The following is a 17,161-nucleotide window of genomic DNA, read 5'->3' on the forward strand; positions in this document are numbered from 1 at the left end:
TTTTTGACGAATTCCAGCAATGAGCCTTGCATCCATGAAGAAGATCCCCCATTTCATTAACGGCCAACCCTACGAAGGCGGCAGCAGCCGCTACGCGGACGGCTTCAATCCCGCCACCGGCGAAATCTGCACGTCGGTGCCGCTGGCCTCCCAGGAAGATGTCGACCTGGCCGTCGCCGCCGCCAAGGCCGCTTTCCCCGCCTGGTCCGAAACCCCCGCGCTCAAGCGCGCCCGCATCCTGTTCAACTTCAAGGCGCTGCTGGACAAGCACCAGGACGAGCTTGCTGAACTGATCACCCGCGAACACGGCAAGGTGTTTTCGGACGCCAAAGGCGAAGTGACGCGCGGCATCGAGATCGTCGAATTCGCCTGCGGCATTCCGCAACTGCTCAAGGGCCAGTATTCCGACCAGATCGGCGGCGGCATCGACAACTGGAGCATGCGCCAGGCCCTGGGCGTGGTCGCCGGCATCACGCCGTTCAACTTCCCGATGATGGTCCCGTGCTGGATGTTCCCGGTGGCCATCGCCTGCGGCAACACCTTCATCCTCAAGCCGTCCGAACGCGATCCCTCCGCATCGCTGCGCCTGGCGGAGCTGCTGACCGAAGCCGGACTGCCTCCGGGCGTCTTCAACGTCGTGCATGGCGACAAGCTCGCCGTGGACGCGCTGATCGCGCACCCCGACGTCGAGGCGCTGTCCTTTGTTGGGTCCACGCCGATCGCGGAATACATCTACGCCGAAGGCACCAAGCGCGGCAAGCGCGTGCAGGCCCTGGGCGGCGCCAAGAACCACCTCGTGGTCATGCCTGACGCCGACCTGGACCAGGTCACCGACGCGCTGATGGGCGCGGCCTATGGCTCCGCGGGCGAGCGCTGCATGGCCATCTCGGTGGCCGTGGCGGTGGGCGACGTGGCCGACAAGGTCGTCGAACGCCTCACGCCGCGCGTCAAGGCGCTGATCGTCAAGGACGGCATGCAGCCGGACGCCGAGATGGGTCCGCTGGTGACCGCGCAGCACCGCAAGAAGGTGCTGGGCTACATCGAGGACGGCATCGCCAGCGGCGCAGGCCTGGTCGTGGACGGCCGCAGCCTCAAGGTGCCGGGCAACGAAAAGGGCTTCTTCCTGGGCGGCACGCTGTTCGACAACGTGAAGCCCGCCATGAACATCTACCGCGAAGAAATCTTCGGGCCGGTGCTGTGCATCGTGCGCGTGCCTGATTTCGCCAGCGCGGTCGACCTGATCAATGCGCACGAATTCGGCAACGGCGTCGCCTGCTTCACGTCCGACGGCGGCGTGGCGCGCGCGTTTGCCCGCCAGATCAAGGTGGGCATGGTCGGCATCAACGTGCCGATCCCGGTGCCCATGGCCTGGCATTCCTTCGGCGGCTGGAAGCGTTCGCTGTTCGGCGACCATCATGCGTACGGCGAAGAAGGCATCCGCTTCTACTCGCGCTACAAGAGCGTGATGCAGCGCTGGCCCGACAGCATCGGCAAGGGCGCCGAATTCACGATGCCTGTCGCTAAGTAATCCCCCCCCCGAAGCGCTGCGCGCTTCCCCCCCAGGGGGGCGTCGCTGCGGACCGGCGGAGCCGGATCCGCGCGACCCGGCTTGGGATGGTATTGCCTGGTTTGGGCGCTTTGCCTCGTCTGGCGCGATGCAGACAATGGTTGCGCCTTTAGGAATTGAAGCAGGCGCGGCGCTTGCCGCGCTCTGGACATCAGACTACAGGGGGAATCCTGATGCGCATCGGGATCGGCGGCTTTCAGCATGAGACCAATACGTTCGCGCCGTCGCGCGCGGCGTGGGAAGATTTTGCGGAGAAGGGCGGGGGCTGGCCGAAGCTGGTCAGCGGGCCGGCGATGTTCCAGGCGGTGGCGGGCGCGAATATTCCCGTCGCGGGCTTTATTGAGGCCATGAGCCAGCACACGCTGCTGCCCACGACATGGGCCGCGGCAAGTCCTTCCGGCCACGTCACCCGGGATGCGTTCGAGCGCATCAGCGAGATGATCCTGCGGGGCCTGTCGAAAGCCATGCCGCTGGACGGCGTGTACCTGGACCTGCACGGCGCCATGGTCACCGAACACCTGGACGATGGCGAGGGCGAACTGCTCAAGCGCGTGCGCGAACTCGTGGGGCCGACGGTGCCCATCGTCGCCAGCCTGGACCTGCACGCCAACGTCACGCGCGCCATGGTGCGCCACGCCGATGCGCTGGTCTGTTACCGCACCTATCCCCACATCGACATGGCCGAAACCGGCCAGCGCGCCGCCGGCCTGCTGTCGCAGCGGCTAGCCGGCATGCCGCGCCACTATGCCGCCTTGCGCACCCTGCCCTTCCTGATTCCGCTGTGCTGGCAGTCCACCGACATCGAGCCCGCGCTCAGCCTGTATCAGCTTGTGGGTCAAATCGAAGCGCGCGGCGCGGCCAGCCTGTCGTTCGCGACCGGCTTTCCGGCTGCGGACTTTCCCGAATGCGCGCCCACCGTGTGGGCCTATGGCATGACACAGGCCGACGCCGACGCGGCCGCCGATGAATTGGCGCGCGCCGTCCTGAATGCGGAACGCGATTTCGGCGGCAAGCTGTACACGCCGGACGAGGCGGTGCAGGAAGCCTTGCGGCTGGCGCGCGATGCGTCGCGTCCCGTCGTCATCGCGGACGCCCAGGACAACCCCGGCGCTGGCGGCAGCTCCGACACCACGGGCGTGCTGCGCGCGCTGATCCGCCACGATGCGCGCGACACCGCCATCGGCCTGATCGTCGATCCCGCCGCCGCGTTGGCGGCGCACCGCGCTGGCGCTGGAAACAAGGTACGGATTGCATTGGGTGGACACTCGGGTATTCCCGATGACGCACCGCTCGACGCCGAATTCGTCGTCGAAAAGACCTCCGACGGACGCTTCGATACGCACGGCGCGTTCTACCGCGGCTTCCACATGGACCTGGGCCCCAGCGCCTGCCTGCGCATCGGCGGCGTGCGCATCATCGTCGCCTCCAACAAGGTGCAGATGGCCGACCAGGAAATGTTCCGTTTCGCCGGCGTGGAGCCCACCCGCGCCGCGATTCTGGTGGTAAAGAGCTCCGCCCACTTCCGCGCGGACTTCGCCCCCATCGCGCAGACGATCCTGGTTTGCGCCGCCCCTGGCTCCATGCTCATGGATGCGGCAAAACAACCATGGACACGGCTGCGTCCCGGCATCAGAATGGCGCCTTGCGGACCGGTGTTCGACGGCCGGCCCGCTACAGCCTGACCCTCGCGCGCCGCCCTTGCGCGGCGCGTTAACGACGTAGCGGCCCACTGCGCCGCTCACTACGCTTCAAGGGGAACTACATGCTCAAGTTTGTCCGGGCGGCCGCTCTGGCCGGCGCAACCCTCGCGATGGCTCACGGCGCCTACGCCGAGACCGTCATCAAGACGGTGATGCACTCGCCGCTGCGCCTGACTGATCCGCACGCCACCACCGCCTACATCACGACGTGGCACGGCTACATGATCTACGACACGCTGCTGGCCACCGACGCCGACAACAAGGTGCAGCCGCAGATGCTTGAGAAGTGGGAGGTCTCGCCCGACGGCAAGACCTACACGATGACGCTGCGCCCCGGACAAAAGTGGCATGACGGCAAGCCGGTGACCGCGGAAGACTGCGTCGCGTCGATCAAGCGCTGGGCCGCCGGCGACGGCATGGGCCGCACGCTGCTCAAGTTCACGGACAAGATCGAAGTCATCGACGACAAGAGCTTCCGCATTGTCATGAAGGAACCCACGGACCTCGCGCTGCGCGCGCTGTCCAAGCCCACCGGCACCGCGCCGTTCATGATGCCCAAGCGCATCGCGGAACAGGCCATCGGCAAGCCCATTACCGACATGACCGGCTCGGGTCCGTTCAAGGTCGTCGAATTCAAGCCGGGCGTGAAGACCGTCTACGCCAAGAATGCAGACTACGTGCCGCGCAAAGAGCCCGTCAGCGGCCTGGCCGGCGGCAAGGTCGTGCATGTCGACAAGGTCGAATGGGACGTCATGCCCGACGCCCTGACCACCGCCAACGCGCTGCTCGGCGGCGAGATTGATTTCGTCGAGCAGTTCCCGTACGACCTGCTGCCCATGATCGAAGGCAACAAGGACCTGAAGGAAGAGTCGCTCAGTCCGGTCGGCTACTTCACGATGTACCGCTTCAACTTCAAGCACCCGCCCTTCAACAACAAGAAGATCCGCCAGGCCGCGATGTACGCGATCGGCCAGGAAGACGTGATGAAGGCGCTGGTCGGCAATCCCAAGTACTGGAAGACCTGCGCTTCGCTGTGGGGCTGCGGCACGCCGCTGGAAAGCGATATCGGCAAGGACATGACCGTCCCGTCGAACATCGACAAGGCCAAGGCGCTGCTGAAGGAAGCGGGCTATGACAACACGCCCATCCTCGTCATGCACGCCACCGACGTGGGCACCCTGTCCGCGCAACCGGTCGTGATGGCCCAGGCGCTGCGCAAGGCCGGCTTCAACGTGAACCTCGCGGCCATGGACTGGCAGAGCGTGGCCACGCGCCGCGCGTCCAAGGCGGCGCCCGCCGAGGGCGGCTGGAACATCCACAACACCAACTGGTACGCCACCGACGTGATGGATCCGGTCCGCTCGGCGCCGGCCGCCGCCAACGGCGACAACGCCTGGTTCGGCTGGCCCGAGTTCCCGCAGATCGAGGAACTGCGCACGAAGATGGCGCTCACCTCCGATCCCGCCGAGCAGAAGAAGATCTCCGAGGAAGTGCAGCGCATCGGCATCGACGAAGGCCTGTACGTGCCGCTGGGCCAGATGTCCGTGCCCACCGTCTACTCGACCAAGCTCTCGGGCCTGGTCCACGCGCCGGTCTTCGCGTTCTGGAACGTCAAAAAGGCCCCTTGATGGGCGAAGGGCCTGTGCGCGGCGTCCTGCGGCAGGCACAGGCCCTACTAGTACTGGGGGAAATACATGCTGGCATTTGTCTCACGCCGGCTCCTCGCGACCATACCCGTTCTGGTGATGGTCGCGGTGGTGGTCTTTGCGATATTGCGTTTCAGCCCGGGCGATCCGGCCATCATCATGGCGGGCGACGGCGCCACGCCCGAGCGTATCGTGCAGATACGCCAGACAATGGGCCTGGACCAACCGGTCATCAAGCAGTTCTTCATCTGGGGCGGCAAGCTCCTGCAGGGCGACCTGGGCACTTCGCTCATGTCCGGCGTGCCGGTCACCAAGCTGATCGCGCAGCGCCTTGAACCGTCCCTCAGCCTGGCGGTGCTGACCCTGGTCTTCACGCTGATCGTCGCCATTCCGCTGGGCGTGCTGGCGGCGTGGCGGCAAGGCAAGCTGCTGGACCGCGCCGTGATGGGCTTTTCGGTGCTGGGATTCTCGGTTCCCGTTTTCGTCACGGGCTACCTGCTGATCTGGGCGTTCGCCATCAAGCTGGGCTGGTTCAACGTGCAGGGCTACACCCCGCTCGAAAAAGGCTTCTGGCCGTTCCTGCACCGGCTCATCCTGCCGTCGCTGGCGCTGTCCACGGTATACGTGGCGCTGATCGCGCGCATCACCCGCACCAGCGTCATCGAAGTCATGGGCGAGGACTTCATCCGCACCGCCCGCTCCAAGGGGCTGGGCGAAACAGGCGTGCTGCTTGGCCATGCGCTGCGCAACGCCGCCGTGCCCATCGCGACGGTGGTGGGCGTGGGCATCGCGCTGCTCATCAGCGGCGTGGTCGTGACCGAATCGGTGTTCAACATCCCCGGTCTGGGCCGGCTGGTGGTGGAGGCCGTGCTGGCGCGCGACTACCCGGTCATCCAGGGCCTGACGCTCTTCTTCGCGTTCGTCTACGTGTTCATCAATCTAGTTGTCGATTGCGCCTACACGGTGTTCGACCCGCGGATCAGGTACTGACGCCATGAGCATGCAAACGCCAACCGATACCGCCGCGCAAGCGGCCGCCGACCTCCCCGGAGGCGGCAATCCCCAGGTCACCGCCTGGCGGCAGATCCGCCTTGGGCTCAAGAGCTGGCCCGTCATGCTGGCGCTCGTGGTGCTCTTGGCGATCGTCTTGATCGCCCTGTTCGCGCCGCTGCTGGGCACGGTGGACCCTACCCTCCTCAACCCGGGCGCGCGCCTTAAGCAGCCGTTCACCGACTACCTGCTGGGCACCGACGCCTTCGGCCGCGACGTCTGGTCGCGCGTGGCCTATGGCGCGCGCATCTCGCTCATCGCCGGCCTGGGCGCCGCGGTCGTCAGCGTGGCCATCGGGCTGGTCATCGGCGTGATCGCCGGATGGTTCAGGTCGCTGGATGGCCCGATCATGCGGACCATGGACGCCATCATGGCCATCCCGGGCATCCTGCTTGCGATCGCCTTGGTGTCCGTCACCGGCGCCAGCATCACGACCGTGCTCGTGGCCATCACCATTCCGGAGATTCCCCGCGTGGTGCGCCTGGTGCGCGGCCAGATCCTGAGCGTGCGGGGCGAACCCTACGTCGAGGCCGCGCTGGCGCTGGGCACGCCCCTGCCGCTGCTGCTGTGGCGCCACATGGTGCCCAGCACCATCGCGCCGCTGACCGTGCAGGGCACCTACGTCTTCGCGTCGGCCATGCTGACCGAGGCCATCCTGAGCTTCCTGGGCGCGGGCATCCCGCCCGAGATCGCGTCCTGGGGCAACATCATGTCCGAAGGCCGCATGTACTTCCGCATGCTGCCCGGCCTGATTCTCTTCCCCGGACTGTTCCTGTCGCTGACCGTGCTCAGCGTGAACATCCTGGGCGACGCCTTGCGCGACGCGCTGGACCCGAAAATGGTGCGTAGGATCTGATGCCGATGAACTACACCCCCAATCCCCCCGCGGGCGACACCTCGTCCGCCATCCTGGCCATCCGCAACCTGTCGGTCGAGGTTGCCGGCGCGGGCAATCGCGTCGTGCGCAACCTGAGCCTGGACGTGCACGCCGGCGAAACGGTGTGCGTCGTCGGCGAGTCCGGTTCGGGCAAGTCCGTCACATCGCTGGCCGTCATGGGCCTGCTGCCGCAGGGCATCCTGGGCATCAGCGCCGGCTCCATCCGCGTCGAGGGCGAAGACGTTGCCACCGCCACGCAGCGCCGGCTGCGCGAAATGCGGGCCACGCGCATGGCCATGGTCTTCCAGGAGCCCATGACCGCGCTGAACCCCGTTCACACGGTGGGCAAGCAGGTCGACGAAGTGCTGCGGCTGCACCGCAAGAACATGTCGGCGGCCGAGCGCCGCGCCAAGGTGCTGGACATGTTCCAGTCGGTGCACCTGCCGGACATCGAACGCGTCTACGACGCCTACCCGCATCAGCTTTCGGGCGGCCAGCGCCAGCGCATCGTCATCGCGATGGCGCTGATCCTGGAGCCCAAGCTGCTGATCGCCGACGAGCCCACGACGGCGCTGGACGTCACCACGCAAAAGCAGATCCTGGCGCTGATCAAGGAACTGCAGGTCAAGCACCAGACCGCCGTGCTGTTCATCACGCACGACTTCGGCGTGGTGGCCGAGATCGCCGACCGCATCGTCGTCATGAACCGCGGCGACCTGATCGAAAGCGGCACGCGCCATGAAATCCTGGCCGAGCCCAAGCAGTCCTACACGCGCCGGCTGGTCTCTTCCGTGCCCAGCCTGGTGCCGTCGCGCCGCGACGCGCCCGCAGGCGCACCCGTGCTGCACGTCAAGGGACTCGGCCGCACCTATGGCGGCAAGAGCTCGCTGTTTTCACGCAAGGCGGCGCACAGCGTGGTCGCCGCCACGGACGTCAACCTGACGCTGCGCAAAGGCGAAATCCTGGGCATCGTGGGCGAGTCCGGCTCGGGCAAGTCCACGGTAGCGCGCTGCATCGTGCGCCTCATCGAACCCTCGGCCGGCCACATGATGATGGGCGGCGAAGACCTCAGCACGCTGTCCGGCTCGGCGCTGCGGCCCGTACGACGCCGCATCCAGATCGTGTTCCAGGATCCGTACCGTTCGCTGAACCCGCGCCGCACCGTCGGCGAATCCATCATCGAAGGCCTCTTGAACTTCGGCGTGCCGCGGGAACAGGCGCAAAAGCGCGCTGGCGAAACGCTGAGCGTCGTCGGTCTGAGCCCCGACGCCATGCGCCGCTACCCGCACCAGTTCTCCGGCGGCCAGCGCCAGCGCATCTGCATCGCGCGCGCGCTGGTCATGGACCCGGAAATCCTGGTGGCCGACGAAGCCGTCTCCGCGCTGGACGTGTCGGTGCAGGCCCAGGTGCTGGAACTGCTGGAACAGGTGCGCGAGCGAACCGGCGTGGGCGTGCTGTTCATCACGCACGACCTGCGCGTGGCCGCGCAGATCTGCGACACCATCATGGTGATGCAGCGCGGCAAGGTGGTCGAGACCGGCTCCGCCGAAACCGTGCTGACCGAGCCCCGCCACGAATACACGCGCGCGCTGATCGACGCGGCGCCCGGCCGCGACTGGGACTTCCGCAACTTCCGGCCCATCTCGGCCGGGCAGGTGCCCGCCGCTTCCGCTCCCTGACTTTCCCGGACCTACTGGAACCGCAATGCCGCAACCGCATGAATTGTCCGCCCAGGAACTGCTGCAGGCCTATCGCAGCAAAACGCTTTCGCCTGTGGAAGCCACGCGCTCCGTGCTGGACCACATTGAACGCTGGGAACCGCAGCTGAAGGCCACCTACGCCCTGGACCCGGACGGCGCGCTGGCCATGGCCCGTGCGTCCGAGGCCCGCTGGATGAAGGGCGAGCCGCAATTCTGCGGCGGCTATACGCTGGACGGCGTGCCCGGCACCATCAAAGAGAACATCGCCACGCGCGGCGTGCCCATTCCGCTGGGCACGGCGGCCGCAGACCTGACCCCGGCCGCGGCCGACGCACCGCCGGCGGCCCGTATGCGCGAAGCCGGCGCCGTGCTGCTGGGCAAGACCACCATGCCGGACTACGGCATGCTGTCGTCGGGACTGTCCAGCTTCCATGACCTGACGCGCAACCCCTGGGACCTGTCCAAGAACCCGGGCGGTTCCAGCGCCGGTGCCGGGGCTGCTGCGGCGGCCGGCTACGGTCCGCTGCACATCGGCACCGACATCGGCGGCTCCGTCCGCCTGCCAGCCGCCTGGTGCGGCATCGCCACGCTCAAGCCCAGCCTGGGGCGCATTCCCATTGATCCGCCATTCATGGGCCGCTGCGCCGGTCCGATGACGCGCAACATCGCCGATGCCGCCCTGATGATGGGCGTGCTGTCGCAGCCCGACGCGCGTGACCACATGAGCCTGCCGTTCCAGGACATCGACTGGATGAACCTGGAACAGGACGTGCGCGGACTGCGCATCGGCCTGCTGCTGGACGCGGGCTGCGGGCTGCCGCTGGATCCCGAGACCCGCGATGCCGTGGAAGCCGCCGCGCGCGCTTTCGAGGCCGCGGGCGCCATCGTCACGCCGATGCAGCCCTGGATGACGCCCGGCATGCTCGACGGCGTGGACCGCTTCTGGCGCACCCGGTCGGCGGTCGACCTGGGCGCGCTGTCCGAGGAACGCCGCGCAAAGATTCTGCCGTTCATCCGCGCCTGGGCCGAAAGCGGCGGCGGCCAGACCGGCGAGGCCGTCTTCCGCAGCTACTACGAAACCCTGAACGTGCGGGCCCGCACCGTCGCGGCCTGCGCCCCGTTCGACTATGTGCTGTCGCCGGTGGCGCCCGTGGTGGCCTACAACGCCGAATGGCCCTCGCCCACCAACGAGGTCGCCACCACGATGCACCATATCGGCTTCACGCTGCCCTTCAACATGAGCGAGCAGCCTGCCGCGTCGGTCAATTGCGGCTACACCAAGGCGGGCCTGCCCATCGGGCTGCAGATCGCCGGCGCGCGCTTCGACGACCTGGGCGTCCTGCGCGTGGCCCACGCCTGGGAACGGATGCGTCCTGCACAGCGTCCCTGGCCGCAGCCTCCCAAGACGAACTGATTTCCCACGGCAACCACAGGAACTCCCATGCGTTGGCTTTTGGCAATGATCAAGCACGAGACGAACACGTTTTCGCCCGTGCCGACCCCGCTTGAACGTTTCTTCCGCGGCAACCCCGAGATCCTGGCGGGCGAACGCGCCATCCGGGCCTACGAAAACACGGACAGCGGCCTGGGCGGCTACATCGAGGTGGCGCGCCGCGAAGGCGCCGAGATGGTCGTTCCCGTGGCCGCGGAATCCTGGCCCAGCGGCCCGGCCAGCGCCGAGACGCACGAGCGGCTGTGCACGCTGATCCTGGACGAAGTCAAGCGCGGCGGCTTCGACGCCATCCTGCTGGACCTGCACGGCGCCATGGTGGCCGAGGGCGTGGAGGACGCCGAAGGCGACCTGCTGCGCCGCCTGCGCGAGATCGACCCCAAGACGCCCGTCGCCGTGACGCTGGACATGCACGCCAACATCTATGACGACATCGTCGACAACGCCACGGTCATCAGCGGCTTCCACACCTATCCGCACGTGGATATCCGCGACGCGGGCGTGCGCGCCGCCAACGTCATCGTCCGCACCCTGAAGGGCGAGATCAAGCCCGTGATGACCTGGGCCAACAAGCCCATGCTGCCGCACATCATGTGCCAGGGCACGCATGCCGCCCCCAACAAGCCCCTGCAGGAACGCTGCAAGGAACTGGAGGCCGGCGGCGTGCTGGCCGCGTCGGTCTTCGTGGGCTTTCCGCATGCGGATATCCGCGAGGCGGGTTTGAGCGCCGTCGTCTGTACGGACGGCAACCTGGCCGACGCCGAGCGGCACCGCGACGAACTGCTCGAACGCGCCTGGGCCGGCCGCGCCGACTGGGTGTTCCACCCCGAGCCGCTCGCGCCCACCATCGCGCGCGCCAAGGCGATCGAACAAGGGCCCGTCGTGCTGCTGGACCACTTCGACAACACCGGTTCCGGCGGCACCATGGACACGACCGCCGTGCTGGCCGAAGTGCTGCGCCAGGAACTGGACAACGTGGTGTTCTACGCCATCTGCGATCCGCAGGCGGCACAGGAAGCGGCAGCCGCCGGCGTGGGCAGCGCCATCACGCTGAAACTGGGCGGCAAGCTGCCCATGCCCGCCATCAAGGAGCCCAGCGAACCGCTGGAAGTCACCGGCCGGGTCAAGCTGGTGTTCGACGGCGTCTACCTGAATCGCGGCCCCATGTACCGCGGCGTGCGCAACGATACCGGCCTGACCGTCGTCATCGACACCGGCCGGGTCGAGATCGTGGTGGTGTCGCGCCACCAAGAGCCCTTCGACATCAACTGCCTGCTGTCGGCCGGCATAGATCCCCTGCAGAAGCGCTATGTGGTGCTCAAGAGCCGCATTCATTGGCGCGCGGGCTTTTCCGACATGGCCACCGAGATCATCGAATGCACGGGCGTGGGCGTCACTACGTCCGACTATGGCCAGCTTGAGTTCAAGAACGTGCGGCGCCCCATCTATCCGCTGGATCCCCTTTAAAACTGGCGCATTGTCGACAATGAAAGCCGGCGCGAAAGCGTCGGCTTTCATTTTGAAATCTTCGGTAACTGCGCGCGCGTCCAGAGAGACACGCGTCTCGGTATACTCCGGCGCGGGCCTTACAGGCCGATGAATACGCGTATCCCGAAGGTGCGCCCTCCTAGCAGGGCGCAGCGGCGCAACCAGCCGCTTCCGCCGGATATGACTCGATAATCAACGATATAAGCAGAACGATGAAAAAGAGCGTAGCGATCACCCTCGGCGTGGTCATAGTGGGAGCGGGAAGCTGGGTAGGCGCCTCGTGGTACACCGGCAAGCGCATCGAGGAAAGCTCGCAGCGCCATCTGGCCGAAGCCAACGAAAAGCTGGCAAAACTCACTCCGCTGTTCGGTCTGCGCATTGATCAGCTCAAGTACGAACGCAGCCTGTTCTCGACCCAGGCGCGTTATGGCGTGTCGCTCGTCAAGAACGACAAGGGCCTGGATGACCTGCCCGCAGGCATGGTCGAATTCGACGCCACCGTCGAGCACGGCCCCTTCCCCAAGAGCGCGCTGGCGCGCGGCGCCATCGCGCCCAAGCTGGCCTTCGTCCACGCGGAACTCGCCAAGACCGACAACGTCAAGCCGGTGTTCGAACTGACCAAGGACGTTTCGCCCCTGGTCAGCGACGCCATCATCAGCTACGGCGGTGTCGCCTCGTCGACGGCAAAGATCGCGCCGGTCCTCGTCACGCACGATGGCGCGACGGTGAACTTCAGCGGCATGCAGATCAACGGCACGTTCGATCGCAACACGCAGGCCGTCACGGCGCAGGGCGTAATCGACGAGCTGATCGTGGACGCCAGCAAGGGCCGCCCCAGCTTTTTTTCCATGACCGGCATGACGATCGGCGTCGATACCCGCATGGGCAAGTTCGGCATTTCCATGGGCGATTCGGATCTGAAGGTCAAGCGCATCGAACTGGCGCGCCCTGAAGAAAAGATCAAGGTCGCGCTGGACAACTTCGCCTATGGCGTCAAGCTGTCTGAAGACGACAAGTCGATCAATGCGCAGGTGTCCTACCAGACCGGCGACATCACCGCGAACGACGTGCCGATGGGCAACGGCCAGGCCGTGATCAAGCTGGCCAAGATGGACGGCCAGGCCGTCAAGCAGATTTCCGACACCTACAACCAGCTCATGCGCGAGCTCATGCTGGGCGCGGACGACGAAGGCCTGAAGGACGAACAGTTCCAGGTGCTGCTGGACAACGCCGGCAAGGTGCTGGCGGGCAATCCGTCGTTCAGCATCGAGCCCCTGAGCTGGAAGACGGCCAAGGGCGAAAGCAAGCTGACCTTCTCGCTGGACCTGGCCAATCCGGCCAACGCCAAGGAATTGACGCCCCAGGAAATCGCCGTCCAGGCCATCAAGAGGATCGACGCCTCGCTGGTGATCTCCAAGCCCATGGTGCAGGACCTGATGGTGCAGTACGCCATCAAGACGCAAGGCATGGCCGCCGACAAGGCCGCCGCCGAAGCCGACGAACAGGTGCGCCAGATGGCAGGCATGGCTGAAATGCTCAACGTCGGCAAGAACGACGGCGACAACATCGTCGGCAAGTTCACCTTTGCCGACGGCATGGGCGACCTGAACGGCCAGAAGATTCCCGCCGAAGAGTTGTTCGCCAGCCTGCTGGGCGCTTCCGGCATGGACTCGATGGACGACGAAGACGAACTCTCCGGCATGGACTCCGAAGGCGAGCCCGCCGCGGACGCAACCGCCGCGGCGGCTGCGGTTGGCGTCATGGAGGACTTCAACCTGGAGTCCGTGGCCAACATGCTCGACGACATGGGCTACACCGTGACCCAGTCCGACGGCGATGAAGGCCCCGTGCTGGTCCTGAGCCCGGGCTCCACTGGCGCCAGCGACCTGCGCCTGGAATTCCTGTGCAACGACTTCACTGAAAAGTGCCTGGACCTGGTGATGACGGCCACGTACAGCCCCAAGAAGCCGATGACGCTGAAGGCCATCAACGCCTGGAATCAGGAATACCGCTGGACGCGCGCCTACCTGGACGACAAGAACCGCGCGGTGCTCCAGATGGACATGAACGCGGAAGGCGGACTCGGCAAGGACAACCTGCAGATCCTGCTCAATACGTTCATCAGCATCGCCGAAGACTTCGGCGCGGCCAGCAAGGCGCCCGCCAAGTAAGCAGGCGCTGCCCCAAGCAAAAAAGCCCCCGTCGACAGAAGACGGGGGCTTTTTCTTTGTCCGGATCCGGACGGGAAGCATCCGGCAATCGCCGGACGCTTCAGGCAGGGCTTCAGGCGTAGGCTTCGATCGGCAGGCAGGCGCAGACCAGATTGCGGTCGCCGTAGGCGTTGTCCACGCGGGCCACGGGCGGCCAGTACTTGTTGTCGCGCAGGGAAGCCACCGGGTAGGCGGCCTGCTGGCGCGGGTAGTCGTGCAGCCATTCTTCGGCCAGCAGCATCTGGGCCGTGTGCGGCGCGTTCTTCAGGACGTTGTCGTCGCGGTCGCGTTCGCCGCGCTCGACCTGGGCGATTTCTTCGCGGATCGAGATCATCGCGTCGATGAAGCGGTCCAGTTCGGCCACGCCTTCGGATTCGGTGGGCTCGACCATCAGGGTGCCCGCCACCGGGAAGCTCATGGTGGGCGCATGGAAGCCGTAGTCCATCAGGCGCTTGGCGATGTCCTCGGCGCTGATGCCGCTGGTTTCCTTGAGCGGACGCACGTCCAGGATGCACTCGTGCGCCACGCGGCCATTGCGGCCCGCATACAGGACCGGATAGTGGTCGCGCAGGCGGGTGGCGATGTAGTTGGCGTTCAGGATGGCGACTTCGGTTGCGCGGCGCAGGCCGTCGGCGCCCATCAGCGCGATGTACACGAACGGGATGGGCAGGATGCCGGCCGAGCCGAACGGCGCGGCCGAGACCGGGCCGACCTTGGCTTCGCCGGGCAGCTTGCCCTGCTCGTTCACCACGCCCGGCAGGTAGGGCGCCAGGTGCGCGCGCACCGCCACGGGGCCCACACCCGGGCCGCCGCCGCCGTGCGGGATGCAGAAGGTCTTGTGCAGGTTCAGGTGGGACACGTCCGAGCCGAACTTGCCCGGCTTGGCCACGCCGACCATCGCGTTCATGTTGGCGCCGTCCAGGTAGACCTGGCCGCCCGCCTGGTGGACCAGATCGCAGATCTCGGTCACGGCTTCTTCGAACACGCCGTGCGTGGACGGGTACGTGATCATCAGCGCGGCCAGCTTGTCACCGACCTGTTCGATCTTGGCGCGCAGGTCGGGCAGGTCCACGTTGCCGTTGGCGTCCGACGCCACCACCACCACGTCCATGCCGGCAAGCTGGGCCGAGGCGGGATTGGTGCCGTGCGCCGAAGACGGGATCAGGCAGATGTTGCGCTGGTGCTGGCCATTGGCCTGGTGATAGCCGCGGATGGCCAGGAGGCCCGCGTATTCGCCTTGCGCGCCCGAGTTGGGCTGCAGGCTGATGTTGTCGTAGCCGGTGATTTCGCACAGCGCGGCCGACAGGCGGTCGATCAGCTCAACGTAGCCCTGGCTTTGCGAGGCGGGCGCGAACGGGTGGATCAGCGCGAACTCGGGCCAGGTGATGGGGATCATCTCGGCCGTGGCGTTCAGCTTCATGGTGCACGAACCCAGCGGGATCATCGTGCGGTCCAGGGCCAGATCCTTGTCGGCCAGCTTGCGCAGGTAGCGCAGCATGTCGGTTTCGGACTGCACGCTGGAGAACACCGGGTGCGACAGGATCGCGCCTTCACGCGCGACCGAGGCCGGGATGCCGCTGGCGGCGGCGGCGTCCAGCGCGTCGATGTCGAGTTCAACGTCGTCGAGTTCCAGACCGGCGGCGAAGACGTTGACCAGCGCCTGCAGGTCGGCGGTCGTGACCGTCTCGTCCAGCGACACCGCCAGGCGGGCGCCGTCGACGCGGCGCAGGTTGATCTGCGCGCAATCGGCCGCGGTCAGGATGGCGGGCGTCGCGGCGCCGGTTTCCAGCAGCAGCGTGTCGAAGAACGTGTCATTGGCGACCTTCACGCCCAGCTTGACGAGTTCGGCGCGCAGAATGGCGGTGCTGCGCTGCACGCGCTCGGCGATGCGGCGGATGCCGGCCGGGCCATGCCACACGGCGTACATGCCGGCCATCACGGCCAGCAGCACCTGCGCGGTGCAGATGTTGGAAGTGGCCTTCTCGCGGCGGATGTGCTGTTCACGCGTCTGCAGGGCCAGGCGCATCGCCGGGTTGCCCTGCGCGTCCTTGGACACGCCGACCAGGCGGCCGGGCATGTTGCGCTTGAAGGCGTCCTTGCAGGCCATGAAGCCGGCGTGCGGGCCGCCAAAGCCGAACGGCACGCCAAAGCGCTGGGCCGAACCGATGGCGATGTCCGCGCCCCATTCACCCGGCGCGGCCAGCAGGGCCAGCGCCAGCAGGTCGGTCGAGCACGCCACCACAGCGCCTTGCGCGTGGGCGGCTTCGGCCAGCTTGCGGTAATCGGCAACCGAACCCGTGCTATGCGGATACTGCAGCAGCACGCCGAAGCATTCGGGCAGGCCTTCGGCCTCGTCGCCCACGCGGATCTCGATGTCCAGGCCTTCGGCGCGCGTGCGCACGACTTCGATGGTCTGGGGATGGACGTGGCGCGAAATGAAGAACACCGGGCTCTTGGACTTGGCGCCGCGGCGCGCGAGCGTCATGGCTTCGGCGGCGGCGGTGCTTTCGTCGAGCAGCGAGGCGTTGGAGATGTCCAGGCCGGTCAGGTCGGCGACCATGGTCTGGTAGTTCAGCAGGGCTTCCAGGCGGCCCTGCGAGATCTCCGGCTGGTACGGCGTGTAGGCCGTGTACCAGGCGGGGTTCTCGAGAATGTTGCGCAACACCACATTGGGCGTCTGCGTGCCGTAGTACCCCTGGCCGATGTAGTTGCGATAGACCTTGTTGCGGCCCGCGACCTGCTTGAGCTCGGCCAGCACGTCGGCTTCGCTGCGCGACGGCGGCAGCGCCAGCGGTTCCTGGCTGCGGATCTTGGGCGGCACGACTTCTTCGATCAGGGCGTCCAGGCTGGCGCTGCCGATCACGGCAAGCATGGCGGCCTGGTCGGCGTCGGAAGGGCCGATGTGGCGGGGAATGAAGTCGGTGTGGGTGTCTAGGGCGCGCGACATGGGGAGATCTCGGGGTAGCGGTGTCGTCGGGGACGAACGGTATTGCGTGTTGCGCGACAGGCGCGGCGCCTGGATGGCCCGCGCCCGTCGCGGCCTGGCTTAGCCGTTGGCGACGGCTTCGTAGCCGGCGGCGTCCAGCAGCTTGTCGGCGTCGGCCGCGTTGACCGGCTTGATCTTGAAGATCCAGGCGGTGAAGGCCGATTCGTTGATCAGGTTGGGGTTGTTTTCCAGCTCTTCGTTGAAGGCGACGATTTCGCCGGCAACGGGCGCGTAGATGTCCGAGGCGGCCTTGACCGACTCGACCACGCCGGCGGTCTCGCCGGCGTTCAGCTTGGCGCCGACGTTCACATCGCCGACAAAGACCAGATCGCCCAGTTGATCCTGGGCGGTGTCGGTGATGCCGACGACGAACACGTCGCCCTCGGCTTTGACCCATTCATGGGACTCGGTGTACTTGCGATCGGTGGGCAGACTCATGGGAACTCCTGAGGGAATACGGGTAGATGAATGGTGTTGCGCGCCTCGC

At 66.6% G+C, this 17,161-nt stretch carries 11 protein-coding genes; 9 read left to right on the forward strand and 2 right to left on the reverse strand.

The features are described from left to right. Positions 1-34 precede the first annotated feature (34 nt). From KYC_RS22255 to KYC_RS22295, 9 genes are all read left to right on the forward strand, one after another. Entirely contained in the window at positions 35-1,528 is a 1,494-nt protein-coding gene (locus KYC_RS22255; protein ID WP_008166700.1) for a CoA-acylating methylmalonate-semialdehyde dehydrogenase, read from the forward strand. 212 nt (positions 1,529-1,740) lie between these two features. After that, positions 1,741-3,249 (forward strand): M81 family metallopeptidase, encoded by a 1,509-nt coding sequence (locus KYC_RS22260; protein ID WP_008166702.1) that lies wholly within the window; start codon positions 1,741-1,743, stop codon positions 3,247-3,249. 80 nt (positions 3,250-3,329) lie between these two features. Continuing rightward, on the forward strand, positions 3,330-4,895 hold the full coding sequence (locus tag KYC_RS22265) for an ABC transporter substrate-binding protein (RefSeq protein ID WP_008166704.1): 1,566 nt from the start codon (positions 3,330-3,332) through the stop codon (positions 4,893-4,895). Positions 4,896-4,961: 66 nt separating this feature from the next. Continuing rightward, entirely contained in the window at positions 4,962-5,903 is a 942-nt protein-coding gene (locus tag KYC_RS22270; protein WP_008166706.1) for an ABC transporter permease, read from the forward strand. A 10-nt stretch (positions 5,904-5,913) separates the two neighbouring features. Next, positions 5,914-6,819, forward strand: a complete 906-nt coding sequence (locus KYC_RS22275; RefSeq protein WP_043519096.1) for an ABC transporter permease — start codon at positions 5,914-5,916, stop codon at positions 6,817-6,819. A gap of 5 nt (positions 6,820-6,824) precedes the next feature. After that, on the forward strand, positions 6,825-8,519 hold the full coding sequence (locus tag KYC_RS22280; protein WP_008166708.1) for an ABC transporter ATP-binding protein: 1,695 nt from the start codon (positions 6,825-6,827) through the stop codon (positions 8,517-8,519). Positions 8,520-8,544: 25 nt separating this feature from the next. Beyond that, a complete protein-coding gene (locus tag KYC_RS22285) occupies positions 8,545-9,954 on the forward strand; it encodes an amidase (RefSeq protein ID WP_008166709.1) in 1,410 nt (469 codons plus the stop codon). Positions 9,955-9,981: 27 nt separating this feature from the next. Further along, positions 9,982-11,457, forward strand: coding sequence for a M81 family metallopeptidase (locus tag KYC_RS22290; protein WP_008166710.1), 1,476 nt, complete (start codon positions 9,982-9,984; stop codon positions 11,455-11,457). Positions 11,458-11,690: 233 nt separating this feature from the next. Next, positions 11,691-13,649 carry a DUF945 family protein gene (locus KYC_RS22295; RefSeq protein WP_008166711.1) on the forward strand — a complete coding sequence of 653 codons (1,959 nt, stop codon included), beginning with the start codon at positions 11,691-11,693 and terminating at the stop codon, positions 13,647-13,649. 112 nt (positions 13,650-13,761) lie between these two features. On the opposite strand, the gene gcvP is transcribed toward KYC_RS22295, so the two are convergent. Both gcvP and gcvH read right to left on the reverse strand, forming a co-directional pair. After that, entirely contained in the window at positions 13,762-16,635 is a 2,874-nt protein-coding gene (gene gcvP, locus KYC_RS22300; RefSeq protein WP_008166712.1) for an aminomethyl-transferring glycine dehydrogenase, read from the reverse strand. A gap of 99 nt (positions 16,636-16,734) precedes the next feature. Continuing rightward, complete coding sequence (gene gcvH / locus KYC_RS22305; protein WP_008166713.1) at positions 16,735-17,112, reverse strand: glycine cleavage system protein GcvH; 378 nt, start codon at positions 17,110-17,112, stop codon at positions 16,735-16,737. Positions 17,113-17,161 lie beyond the last annotated feature (49 nt).

The organism is Achromobacter arsenitoxydans SY8 (assembly GCF_000236785.1).
GTDB lineage: Bacteria > Pseudomonadota > Gammaproteobacteria > Burkholderiales > Burkholderiaceae_B > Achromobacter > Achromobacter arsenitoxydans.